At 36.8% G+C, this 12,604-nt stretch carries 8 protein-coding genes; 3 read left to right on the top strand and 5 right to left on the bottom strand.

All coding sequences use genetic code 11. The features are described 5' to 3' along the window. Positions 1-3 precede the first annotated feature (3 nt). Together lolB1 and BLQ00_RS03880 are read left to right on the top strand one after the other, a co-directional pair. A complete protein-coding gene (gene lolB1 / locus BLQ00_RS03885) occupies positions 4-774 on the top strand; it encodes a lipoprotein insertase outer membrane protein LolB1 (RefSeq protein ID WP_093140746.1) in 771 nt (256 codons plus the stop codon). A gap of 3 nt (positions 775-777) precedes the next feature. After that, positions 778-2,016, top strand: a complete 1,239-nt coding sequence (locus tag BLQ00_RS03880; protein WP_093140743.1) for a murein hydrolase activator EnvC family protein — start codon at positions 778-780, stop codon at positions 2,014-2,016. A gap of 117 nt (positions 2,017-2,133) precedes the next feature. Here the strand turns inward: BLQ00_RS03880 and BLQ00_RS03875 are convergent, their stop codons facing one another. The 4 genes from BLQ00_RS03875 to BLQ00_RS03860 all read right to left on the bottom strand — a co-directional run bounded on the left by BLQ00_RS03875 (position 2,134) and on the right by BLQ00_RS03860 (position 10,388). Continuing rightward, positions 2,134-5,742: a S8 family serine peptidase gene (locus BLQ00_RS03875; RefSeq protein ID WP_093140741.1), complete on the bottom strand. Its 3,609-nt coding sequence runs from the start codon at positions 5,740-5,742 to the stop codon at positions 2,134-2,136. Positions 5,743-5,954: 212 nt separating this feature from the next. Beyond that, a complete protein-coding gene (locus BLQ00_RS03870) occupies positions 5,955-8,693 on the bottom strand; it encodes a S8/S53 family peptidase (protein ID WP_093140738.1) in 2,739 nt (912 codons plus the stop codon). A gap of 191 nt (positions 8,694-8,884) precedes the next feature. Further along, complete coding sequence (locus BLQ00_RS03865; protein ID WP_093140735.1) at positions 8,885-9,394, bottom strand: acyl-CoA thioesterase; 510 nt, start codon at positions 9,392-9,394, stop codon at positions 8,885-8,887. 61 nt (positions 9,395-9,455) lie between these two features. Next, positions 9,456-10,388, bottom strand: coding sequence for an HU domain-containing protein (locus tag BLQ00_RS03860; protein WP_093140732.1), 933 nt, complete (start codon positions 10,386-10,388; stop codon positions 9,456-9,458). A gap of 113 nt (positions 10,389-10,501) precedes the next feature. Between BLQ00_RS03860 and dprA the strand changes: the two genes are divergently transcribed. Then, positions 10,502-11,605, top strand: a complete 1,104-nt coding sequence (dprA, locus tag BLQ00_RS03855; RefSeq protein ID WP_093141905.1) for a DNA-processing protein DprA — start codon at positions 10,502-10,504, stop codon at positions 11,603-11,605. Here the strand turns inward: dprA and trpS are convergent. Further along, positions 11,602-12,570 (bottom strand): tryptophan--tRNA ligase, encoded by a 969-nt coding sequence (gene trpS, locus BLQ00_RS03850; protein WP_093140730.1) that lies wholly within the window; start codon positions 12,568-12,570, stop codon positions 11,602-11,604. The genes dprA and trpS overlap by 4 nt on opposite strands. Between the last annotated feature and the right edge of the window lie 34 nt (positions 12,571-12,604).

Genomic DNA, 12,604 nt, shown 5'->3' with positions numbered 1-12,604 from the left:
TCTATGACTATACGATCGCTTATTTTAGTAGTTGCTATTACCGTTTTAAGTGCCTGCGGAACCAGTAAAAAAGCTACTAGTACTACCACAGGAACTGCAGTAGCCAAAGACATTATCCAATCGCATGAAAATGCAGCGCCTACGTTTACAACGCTTGCTTCTAGAGTACAAGTAGTATATCAAGACGAGAAAAAGCAACAGAGTATTGTGGCTAGTTTGCGAATGGAAAAAGACAAAATAATTTGGATTAAAGCATCTTTTTTAGGAATTACACTTGCAAAAGTTCTTATTACACCCAACGAAGTAAAGTATTACGAAACCATTACGGGAACTTATTTTGATGGCGATTTTGCGTTGCTAAGTGATGTTTTAGGAACCGACATCGATTTTGAAAAGGCTCAGAACATATTGTTAGGTCAGTCCATTTTTAGTTTGTCACCTTCAACATATAATGCAAGTGCGTTGTTAAATACATTCAAATTATTGCCTAAAAAGCAACATCAAGATTATATACATTCAATTGTTTTAAACGCTGAAAATTTCAAAGTAAATAACGAAACTCTTTCGCAACCGAATGAAAAGCGTTTGTTAACGGTGCGTTACAGCGATTACCAAACCATTGAAGGAGCCGTATATCCTTCAGAAATAGAAATTGACGCGACAGAGAACGATTCGAAAACAAAAATTCAGCTTACCTATAAAAAAATTGACCTCAATGTTTCGCTAAGTTTTCCGTTTACGATTCCAGATGGATACGAAGAAATTCAATTATAATTCATGAAAAAGATTCAACTTTATCTTTTTATACTCCTTAGTCTTTTAACGACTTCTATCGCTTTTTCACAGCCTAACAAGCAAAAAGAGCTGGAAGAAAGGCGTGTGGCTATTTTGAGTGAGATTAAACAAATTAATGCGCTATTATTTAAAACACGAGGCCAAGCAAAATCGATTTTAACGCAAGTGGAAGACATTTCACAACGCATTAATGCGCGTGAAAATTTAATAAAAGTCACCAATCAGCAGGCCAATTTACTTACGCGAACCATTAATGACAACCTTCAGAAAATGGACCAATTGCGAAAAGAGCTGAAGGAGTTGAAAGAGGATTATGCAGGAATGATTACCAAGTCGTATAAAAGTAAATCGGAGCAAAGTAGAATTATGTTTTTATTCTCTTCGGAAAACTTTTTACAAGCGTACAAGCGTCTTCAGTATATGAAGCAATATGCAAAGCAACGCAAGAAGCAAGGTGAAAGTATTAAAGAAAAAGCGGAATTACTGAAGCAGTTGAACAACGATTTAATTGTTCAGAAAAAGAAAAAAGAAGTCCTCATTAAAGAGAATCAAGCTGAAAAGGCAAAACTGAAAAAAGAGAAATTAGACCAAGAACGTTTGGTGGCTTCCCTGAAGAAAGACGAAGGAACATTCGCATCACAGATTAAACAGAAGAAGAAAGAAGCGGATGCTATTGAGAAGCAAATTGAAGATTTAATTCGAGCTGCCATTGCAAAATCGAATAGTGAAAACAATAACAATACTACTACAACCACCACTACAAAATCGACAACCTTTGCGTTAACGCCAGAAGCAAAAGCACTGGCGGCTAATTTTACTAGTAACAAAGGAAAATTAATCTGGCCTGTTGAAAAAGGAGTGGTTACCGAAAATTTTGGAAAACATCAACATCCACAATTTCCAAATGTGACCACCAATAATAATGGAGTCGATATTACCACAGAGCCAAATGCAAAAGCAAGAGCTGTTTTTAAAGGTGAGGTCATGCAGGTTCAGCAAATAAAAGGGGCAAATCAGGCCATTTATATTCGTCATGGGGATTATATAACGATTTATAGAAATCTGGCCAAAGTGTCCGTTAAAAAAGGCGACAAGGTAAGTACCAAACAAGAAATAGGAACCATTTATAACAATCCAACCACAGGAAAGACAATATTAAAGTTTTACATCTATAGAAACGATGCTAAAATGAATCCTGCAGATTGGGTATATAAAATGTAAATTATAAGTATCGAGTCAAGGTAAGTTGAAATTTTAAAATTCTCGACTTTCCTTAAACAGATAAATAAAAAAAGGGAGCTCTTTAGGCTCCCTTTTTTGTTTAAACTAAGTGTTGCTTTACTTTACTAAAAGCTTTTTCGTAATTGAACTTCCAGCAGCTTCAATAGTTACAAAATACAAGCCACTCGCATAGCCAGAAACTTCTAGCGCCATAGTGTCTGTGTTTGTAGTATTGATGTTTTGTAATTGCTGTCCTAAACTGTTTGTGATTGTTATTGAAACAGCTTCAAAATCATTGTTTTTAAAGGTGACAAATACAGTATCTGATGTCGGGTTAGGATATACAGAAACAGTATCCTCTAGTTTATTTTCTGAAACTCCAAGTATTGATGTGATGTTAATATTGTCGATAAATGTACTATTCCCATATCCATTAATATTTACAAACTTAATTTGAACATTATCATCAATGAATGCATTTAAGTCAATCACTTCGGTTCTCCAATCTGAACTGGTAGAAGGTGACCAATTAGAGGTTACATAGCCCGAAACAGTCGACAACTCTAAATTAGTCTTCTCATAGACAGTGGTATAGGTAACCCCACAATCGGTAGAAACTTCAACACGTAAACCATCAAATAGAGAAGATGAATATTGTGCTTTTGCAAGGTCAAAAAGCAACGCTGCATCAGTAGGACTTGTTGTTAAATCTACAATCTCTGTGATAAATGCATCTTCTTCGCCTGCTGCATTGTAATTGTAGTTATCTACAAATGCTGTGGTTGTTGGAGTTCCATTACGACCTATAACGCCAGTACTTTCTTCCCAAGTATCAACATTGTCAGGATTGGTAATGACCCAAGCTGGAGGGGGAAATCCATTTGGTTCAAAACTTTCAACCAAATCCATTGGGGTCGCTTCCGTAACCGCATAAAAATCTAATGTTTCTGTATCATTACTTGCGTTTTCATCGCCAGCAAGTGCTACACTTACCGTTAATGTATATTCTCCAGAAGTAGTTATAGTTAATGGCGTGGTAAAATTATAAGCTACTTGTTGCCCAGGATTTAAAGTGGCAGTATAGGTTTCTTCCACAGCCGGATTGCTATCCAATTGATACGAAACGGTAAAATTACTTTGTGGATCCATTCCTGAATTTCTAAATGATGCAGAAATCACGACATCGTTAGAGCCTGCACATACAAGTGCAAAATCACTCGGTGTATTATCAATAGAAACAGTAGAGACATCGTTTGCCAATGAGCAATTTAGCAATCCACCAGGATGATTAATCGCGATGGTTCTTCTGCTCTTCCAACCTTCCGTATCATTTTTAGCAACTACAGCGGCCCAAATAGGTGTTGAAGGATCTGTAATAGGTACATTTATAGTAGGAGTTGTTGACGTTCCAACAAGGTCCATATACGTAGTTCCTAGCATGTAGAAATCGTAAGATTCAGCATCTGTAACGGCATTCCAAACAAAAGTTGCATTGTCTGGACATACTTGTGTTACTTGAACATTGGTTGCCAAACGAGCAATTGAGAAAGTTTCGTCACTAGTATCAGAAAAAGCGCCGCTAGTAACTCGAATTAAAGCATCTCCAGTAATAGAGGTAGGAACAGTCCATCCGTAATTGGTTACGTCATTGGCAACAGTGGTGATTGTATTCCAGCTAGTTCCATTGTCTGTTGAGTATTCTAGTAAGAAATCGTTTGTAGTATTGGTAGCATCCCAATGAATAGATTCTGTTTCCCCTGGAGCAAAACTTTCACCCGCATTAGGGTAGGTTACGACAAGATTTTCAGAAATCAATTCGTAAACAACAAAATACTCTTGAGGTCCCACAGGAACATTAAATCCAGTAACTTCAAGATTATACCCTCCAGCAGCAGGATTGTTAATTAAAACTTGCTCTACATTGTTTAAACGATCTACACCATTAGTTGCAGGCAAATCTAAGGTTGTAGCATTAGGAGTAGGGTCTAATATCCAGGGTAAGTGATTTGTGCTTGAAGGATCTGTTACCATCATGTCTAAATCATTTACAAGCGCAGGATTGGCTCCCGGAGAGCCAGGAACATCACTCCAATACACCATAATACGTACTTGGGTGGTTCCGGTAGGTACATTTATAGTATGTCCGTTGGTTTCCCCTTGCGATATATCATCAGAAAAATAACGTCCGTCTTCAATTAATTTGGCAGCCCGCAATCCATTTACAATACCGTATCCAAATTTATAATCAGGGCCAATGTTTCCTGCTTCATTAGCAGTATTCATTAAAGTTGCTTTAATAAGTGCCGATTGTGGAAAATCACCACCGTTTAATTCACCATACGCTTGGTATAATTGAGCAGAAATTCCTGCAATACCTGGCGCAGCTCCTGAAGTTCCTCCAAAAACTTGGTATGTGTTATTTTCATTAGTAGAGTTTTGATTTTGTCCATTTGCAGCGATGTCTGGTTTTATTCTTCCATCATGTGCAGGTCCACGGCTACTTGAATTCACTAAAGAGCCATCAAAAAATACATTTGCAGTAGCAATAACATTTTTTCCTTGTTTGTGGCCTCCTGTAATATTTCCCCATTGGTTTCCAGCACCATACCCACAATTACTATTGTTTGAGTTACCCGCAGAGAATACATGTAATAAGGTTGGAATATCCTTAGTTTGTGTATCTACTGTTTGTGTAATAGTAGTATATCCATCATTACAACCGTTACTGTATGAAGAATTGGTTACTTGAACATCGCCACTTGTTATTAAGCCTACTGTTTGGCTGTCTAAGAAGTTTGCTTGATAATTAACTACATACACATCAGATCCAGCTGCCATTCCTCGCATAGAAGGGTCAAGGTTTCCTGCTCCAGCCATAATTCCTCCAACACCATCACCGTGTGTTTGTCCAGAACCACTAGCTGTGCTATTGTCGATTCTGCCTTGAAAATCGATATGAGGCCCTACAATTCCATCATCTCGTACCATAACACCAATTCCACTTCCTGTGTAGTTTCTACCCGCACTTGTTTGTGTGTCTAGCCCATTGGATCTATGTAAACTTCTTCCTCTGGTGTCATCTTTAACTGAAGGGGCAACAATTAATTCAACCCACTTCACATACGGTAAATTTGAAAGCGTCTCTAAGCAGTTGTTTGGGATTGAAAGATCTATGTTATTAGACCCTTTGTATTGATGGCGAACGCTAATTTGTTGGTTTGCCAAATCATCAATTACAAACTGAGTGTTTACATTTTTGTGGTGCTGAAGTGTTACTAGAATATTATCTCCATCAGTAGCCCAATGTGCATAGGGTGGATTTTTTAATTCTGAAGATAATTTATAAGTCCCATCCACTGGGACAATAGACCTAACACCGTTGTTTCTTAAGAAATTGACAGAAGTAGTTTCAGGAAAATAAAACAAATACGTTTTGTTAGGAATATATTCTAATAACTGAAGGTTTCGTGTTTTAAATAAATCTTGTACGTCTTGTGTAGGGGTTTCGTAAAATTGAACCCAACCAAAATAACCAGCATCTAGTTTTGAAGACTCTGGTAATTGGTTCCATTCAAAAGTGGAAATGTTTTCAGGAATTTCAATTGTTTCATCTTGAAACTGTATGGCATAATTCGTTTGTGAATACGATATTGAAAACACCAATACCATAGCTAAAAATAAGACTTCTTTGCGCCTTATTGAAAAAGGAAAAGTAAATTTTTTCATATTCGTTTTTTTAAATTATTAAAGAGTAGTAGTTTTTATGAATGATAAAAAATCACAACAATACCAAATATATTGATTTACAGTCTAAAACAAGGGAAAGTAACTGTTAAAAACACAGCTATATCCTAGGTGTTCAGTAGAGTATGTGTAAAAAAAAAGCCATCAAAACAGTTTTGTTTTGATGGCTTTTAGTATGTAATTTGAAAGGTGATTTACTGAACAACCAATTTTTTAGTTGTAGCAACACCATCAGATTCAATCGTCATAAAATACATTCCTGTTGCGTAAGAAGAAACATCTACCGCTATTGGGTTTGTTCCACTTACATTTGTAAATGTATTTGTGAATAGTTTTTGTCCTAAGCTGTTAATGATACTAACGTTTAACGTTTCGAATGCGTTATTCTTAGTAGACACCATTACTTGGTCTGAAGCAGGATTTGGATATAATACAATCCCTTCAGATAAAACAGACTCTTCAAGACCAAGATTACAGTTTAAAAGGCCTCCTGCATGTAATTTAGCAATAGATCTTCTACTAGCCCAACCTTCAGTAGCATTTTTAGCTACAACAGCAAACCAAATAGGTTCATTAACATCTGTAATTGGAATAATAGCTTCTTCTGTTGTAGTGGTGGTTATAACTTCCATGTATTTCTCACCTAAGGTATATACATCGTATGATTCAGCATCGTCTATTGCATTCCAGCTAACAGTAGCTTCGGTTGGACAAACCATATCATATTGTAATACGGCTGGGTATCTTGCGATGTGGAAGACATCATCACTCTCATCCTGAAAAGCACCACTTGTAATTCGTACTTTAACTTGAGATCCTACTTCATTAGGAACACTCCAAGCATAGTTTGTAACTGTTCCTGCAACAGTAGTAATAGCAGACCAAGTTGTTCCGTTGTCTGTAGAGTACTCTAAATCGAAATCTTCAGTTGTGTTAATTGCATCCCAATGAAGAGATTGTGCTCCGAAAGGTGTGAAAGACTCTCCACCATTTGGATATGTTAACGTAAGGTTTTCAGTAATAATTTCATACACAATAAAATACTCTTGTGGTCCAAAAGGCACGTTAAATCCTGAAATATCAACGTCATAGGCTCCAGCGGCAGGGTTATTAATTACAACCTGCTCAACATTGTTTAAACGATCTACACCGTTTGTTGCTGGTAAATCTAAAGTTGTTGCATTTGGTGTTGGATCTAAAATATAAGGTAAATGTGCTCCAGATGCTGGATCAGTAACAACCATATCTAAATCGTTTACTAGTGCTGGGTTCGCACTTGGTGCAGCAGGAGTATCACTCCAATAGGTCATAAAACGTACTTGAGTAGTTCCTGCAGGTACATTTATTGTATGTGTATTTGCTTCACCTTGTGAAATATCATCAGATAAATAACGACCATCTTCAATTAACTGTGCAGCTCTTAATCCGTTTACAATACCGTATCCAAATTTGTAATCAGGACCAATATTACCAGCTTCATTAGCGGTATTCATTAACGTAGCTTTAATTAAAGCAGATTGAGGAAAATCACCTCCGTTTAATTCACCATACGCTTGGTATAATTGAGCAGAAACACCTGCGATTCCTGGAGCAGCACCTGAAGTACCTCCAAATGTTTGGTAGGTATTGTTTTCGTTTGTCGAAATTTGGTTTTGTCCATTTGCAGAGATGTCTGGCTTAATTCTTCCATCATGAGCAGGTCCGCGGCTACTTGAAGTAACTAAGGATCCATCAAAAAACACATTTGCTGTTGCAATTACATTTTTACCTTGTTTATGACCTCCTGTAATATTTCCCCATTGACTTCCTGCACCATAACCACAGTTGCTTCCGTTAGAGTTTCCTGCAGAAAATACGTGTAATAATGTTGGTATATCTTTAGTTTGTGTATCTACAGTTTGTGTTACAGTAGTATATCCATCATTACAACCATTACTGTACGATGAATTTGTAATTTGAACATCTCCATCATTAATTAACCCTAATGTTAAACTATCTAAAAAGCTAGCGATGTAGTTTACAGCATAAGTTGTTGCTCCTGCTGCCATTCCACGATTGTCTGGGTTTAAGTTTCCAGCTCCAGACATAATTCCAGCTACACCATCTCCATGACTTTGTCCTGTAACTCCAGTTAGGTTTGTTAAACGTCCTTCAAAATCGATATGTGGACCTACACGACCATCATCACGAACTAAAACACCAATACCTTCACCTGTGTAATTTCTACCAGCAGTTGTTTGTGTATCAAGGTTGCTTGATCTGTGTAAACTTCTTCCTCGAGTGTCATCTTTAATAGAAGGAGCCGTAATTAATTCCACCCATTTTACAAACGGTAAGTTTGATAAATCAGTTAAACAATTGTTCGGAATAGAAAGTAAAAGGTTATTAGAGTTATCATATTGCTCAACAACTGAAATTTGTTTTGCAGCTAATTCATTTATAACATATTGTGTGTTTACGTTTTTATAATGTTGAAGCGTTACCAATATGTTTGAACCATCAATAGCGTAATCCTCATAAGGAGGGTTTTGAAGTGCTGTAGATAATTTTACAGTTCCAGGAACACCAATAATTCCACGAACACCACTTTGTGCTAAAAATGATACTGAAGTTGTTTCAGGAAAATAGAACAAGTATGTTTTCTGTGGAATGTAGTTTATAAGCTCTAGATTACGAGACTTAAATGCATTCTGAATGTCTTGTGTTGGAGTTTCATAAAATTGAACCCAACCATAATACCCCTCTTCTAATTTTGAAGATTCTGGCATTTGGCTCCATTGAAACGTAGAAATGTTTTCAGGAATGTCAATTGTTTCGTCTTGAAACTTAATGGTGTAACTGTTTTGGGCAAACGACATAGAAAAGATAAATGTCATCGCAAAAAACAATACACTTTTACGTTTCATTGAATTGTAAAAGGTAGTTTTTTTCATGCTAATTTTTTTAATTTAGAATAGTGTAGTTTCTCTTTGAAGTCTTAAAAAAAAGACAAAGAGTTTCAAATATATTCATTTAGATATAAAAACCAACAGAAAATTAACTAAAAAGTAAAATATAATACTAACGGTAAACCCTATGAAACCAGTAGGTTAAAGTATTTTTAGTTTGGCAAAAACGGGTTAAATTATTCAAACAAAGCCTTTAGTTCTGTGGCTTCATTTGGCTTCATTTTTCCTGCAATAACTAAACTTAATTGTTTTCTACGTAAGGCAGCTATATGGCGCTCTATTTCAAGCTCAGTTTCAGGAACAAGTGCTGGAACTACCACAGGAGTTCCCATTTCATCTACCGCAACAAAGGTATAAATGGCTTCATTTGCCTTAGAACGCATTCCACTTTCACGGTCTTCAATCCAAACATCCATAAAAATCTCCATCGATGTTTTAAAAGCTCTAGATACTTTTGCTTCCACAGTAACAACACTTCCCAACGGAATCATTTTATTAAACGCTACGTGGTTTACAGAAACAGTCACTACAATTCTACGGCTATGTCTTCGGGCAGCAATACTAGCCGCTCGATCCATTCTAGCCAGTAGTTCACCTCCAAACATGTTGCCAATAGGATTTGTCTCACTAGGAAGTACCAAATCGGTTACGACAGTTCTAGATTCTTTAGGGGTTTTTGAAATCATCACAAATTTTTTGCAAAGATACCAAAACCGTCTAAGCGGAAATATTTTAAAAGAGTAAAATTTAGTTGTTTAAATCACGCACCAATAACCAAGCATCCTTATTTTCAGAAAGCTTAATAGTATGCAAGCTTTTACGAGCTTCTAAGCGGTCTTGGTGACTGCTGTATACAACCATGTGCAAGCCATATTGGTTTTCTCCAATCAATTTTGCCTGGTAGCCTTTGGAAAGTAATTCGTTGCGTTTTTTAGCAGCATTTTCTTCAACTCTAAATGCGCCTGCAACGATATGGTATTTTCCAGTTAGCTTCGGAAGTGTAAGATTTAAAGTGGGTAACGGATTCTCAATTACAAACGTAGCTTCTTGTATCTTGTTTTCTAATCGGGTATCTGCTTTTTGTTTTTCAGCAAAATTATATTTCTGAACTTCTCCTTCATATAATTTTAAAGCTCCAATTCCCGCAACCGATAAAGCGACAACAGCTACAGCGGCATATTTTAGATATGGGTAACGCTCTCGTTTTCCAGGAGTGAATAACAGCGGTGTTTTTTCTACAACTTTCTCCGTTTTCTCTTCACGTACTACTTGTTGTGATACAAAAGGAGTTAGTCCGAAAGAAGTGGTGCTAAAGTTTTCTTTTTCTGAAGGTGTAAACTGAATGGCACGTTCTTCATTTAAGGCAAAATCACCAATATTTTTAAAAGAAACGACTTCTTTATTCGCTAATTGTGATTGCAATTTCCCAGTAAAGCTTCTAATGTTTTGAAGCGCAGATTCATAACTGCAATTTTCAACTGAAGCAACATAATTTGCCAACAATCCATCGTTAGTTTGTAACTGTCTGTTAAAAGTTACAACTTTTCCAGGAGGGTAGAACGTATGCGACGTCTCGTCAATTTTTGCAGATCGATATTGTGTTAAAAAAGCCCCGAAACCAGGGATAATTACACATTCGTATCGGTACAATAAATCGTTTATGTAAGTGGTCATTTGCATTGAAACAAAGATACTTTTTTTTCACTTTTTTTCACTTTTGAAGCCTCGAACTTATTAACAACTCTAAAAAAGTTGTACATTTAATTGCTCCCCAATTAGTTAGGAATTTTATGATTTCAGAAAACGAATTGGTTTTTACCCTCGCCTTACAACGTGTACCAAATCTTGGGGATGCTTCAGCCAAAAAATTACTCCAACACATAGGTTCTGCGGAAGGAGTTTTTAAAGAAAAGAAACAAAATTTACTCAAAATTGATGGCATTGGTGCTTCAAAAATAAAAGACCTGTCTTCAGACCGTTTTTTAGAGGAAGCTGAAGCAGAACTTTCTTATATGAAAGCGAATGATATTAGCTTCAGTTATTTTAAAGACAGCAACTACCCAGAAAAATTGAAGCATTGTATAGATGGTCCCATGCTACTCTTTCAGAAAGGAAGAATTGACCTTCCGAAGAGAAAAATACTAAGCATTGTAGGAACCCGAAAAATCACCACCTACGGAAAAGCCTTTTGCGAACAGTTAATTGAAGAGTTAGCGCCCCTTGACCCTATAATCGTTTCTGGATTTGCCTATGGGGTCGATATTGTCGCACATAAAGCAGCGATGGAACATGGATTGCAAACGATTGCTTGTTTGGCCCATGGATTTGAACAAGTATATCCTAAAGTTCATAAAAAGTACATCCCTAGTATTGAAGAAAATGGTGGGTTTCTAACCGAATTTTGGAGCAACGACGCCTTTGATCGCACTAATTTCTTGCGTAGAAATAGAATTATTGCTGGAATGAGCGAAGCAACAATTGTGATCGAATCTGCCGAAAAAGGAGGGAGTTTGGTAACTGCCGATATTGCAAACTCCTACAATCGAGAAGTATTTGCGGTTCCCGGAAGAACCTCCGATAGTCAGAGTGAAGGTTGCAACGATTTAATAAAAAGTCAGCAAGCCCGATTGCTTACCTGTGCTGCCGATATTGTGTATATGTTAGGATGGAAACTTGATAAAACGCCAGTAAAGTCAGTACAAGCTGAACTATTTGTGGCGCTTACCGACGAAGAAACGATTGTTTACGAGTATCTAAACCAACACGAAAAAGTATTATTAGATGAAATTTCGCAACATTGTACCATGCCTACGTATAAGGTCGCAACACTACTGTTAAGTTTAGAACTTAAAGGGGTGGTGCGACCTATACCGGGTAAATTATTTCAAGTGGTTTAGTACCCTAGCTTTTTACGAACTCTTTTTAGTACGTCGTTAGCTACCAAAGATGCTTTTGCAGCTCCAACTTCTAGCGCTTTCTCAATTTCATGTTGGTTCTCCATATAGTAGGTGTAGCGTTTGCGTTCTTCTGCGAAACGTTCTACGATTAATTCGAACAGCGCTTGTTTGGCATGACCGTAGCCATAATTTCCACCTTCGTAATTTTTTCGCATGGTTGCAATCGCTTCATCCGAGCCTAATAATTTATAAAGTGCAAAAACATTGCACGTTTCTGGGTCTTTCGGATCTTCCATTGGAGTACTGTCGGTTTCAATCGTCATGATTTGTTTCCGAAGAGCTTTGTCTGCTAAAAAGATATTAATAATGTTGTTTTTAGACTTGCTCATTTTTGAACCGTCAGTTCCAGGGATAAGCTTGCTGTTTTCTTGAATTTTAGCATCTGGCATGACAAAAGTTTCTCCTAATTGCGCATGAAAACGAGCTGCAACATCACGCGTTATTTCTAAATGTTGCAATTGGTCTTTTCCTACGGGTACAATTTCGGCGTCGTATAATAAAATATCGGCAGCCATCAGTATTGGGTACGTAAATAAACCAGCGTTTACATCTTCTAAACGACCTGCTTTGTCTTTAAATGAATGTGCGAGTGTGAGACGTTGGTATGGAAAAAAACAGCTTAAATACCAAGAAAGTTCTGTTACTTGTGGAATGGCACTTTGACGATAAAAAACAGTTTTTGAAATGTCCAATCCTAAAGCCAGCCATGTTGCAGCAGTACTGTAAGTATTGTTTCGTAATGTTTCTGCATTTTTTATTTGCGTAAGTGAATGCATATCGGCAATAAATAGAAACGATTCGTTTTTAGGATCGTTCGCCATTTCAATTGCAGGTATTAAGGCTCCTAGTATATTTCCTAAATGTGGAGTTCCTGTACTTTGTATCCCAGTAAGTATTCTTGACATGGTAGTAATTTTTTTAGCAAAGTTACTTTTTTTA

Origin of the sequence: Ulvibacter litoralis (genome assembly GCF_900102055.1) — a bacterium.
GTDB lineage: Bacteria > Bacteroidota > Bacteroidia > Flavobacteriales > Flavobacteriaceae > Ulvibacter > Ulvibacter litoralis.
This window is presented reverse-complemented; position numbering and strand designations above follow the sequence as displayed.

Bases quoted from the DNA above. Each gene is read 5' to 3' on its own strand.
- trpS (WP_093140730.1), bottom strand. From the start codon at position 12,570: ATGTCAAGAATACTTACTGGGATACAAAGTACAGGAACTCCACATTTA.
- lolB1 (WP_093140746.1), top strand. From the start codon at position 4: ATGACTATACGATCGCTTATTTTAGTAGTTGCTATTACCGTTTTAAGT.
- BLQ00_RS03860 (WP_093140732.1), bottom strand. From the start codon at position 10,388: ATGCAAATGACCACTTACATAAACGATTTATTGTACCGATACGAATGT.
- BLQ00_RS03865 (WP_093140735.1), bottom strand. From the start codon at position 9,394: ATGATTTCAAAAACCCCTAAAGAATCTAGAACTGTCGTAACCGATTTG.
- BLQ00_RS03880 (WP_093140743.1), top strand. From the start codon at position 778: ATGAAAAAGATTCAACTTTATCTTTTTATACTCCTTAGTCTTTTAACG.
- BLQ00_RS03870 (WP_093140738.1), bottom strand. From the start codon at position 8,693: ATGAAAAAAACTACCTTTTACAATTCAATGAAACGTAAAAGTGTATTG.
- BLQ00_RS03875 (WP_093140741.1), bottom strand. From the start codon at position 5,742: ATGAAAAAATTTACTTTTCCTTTTTCAATAAGGCGCAAAGAAGTCTTA.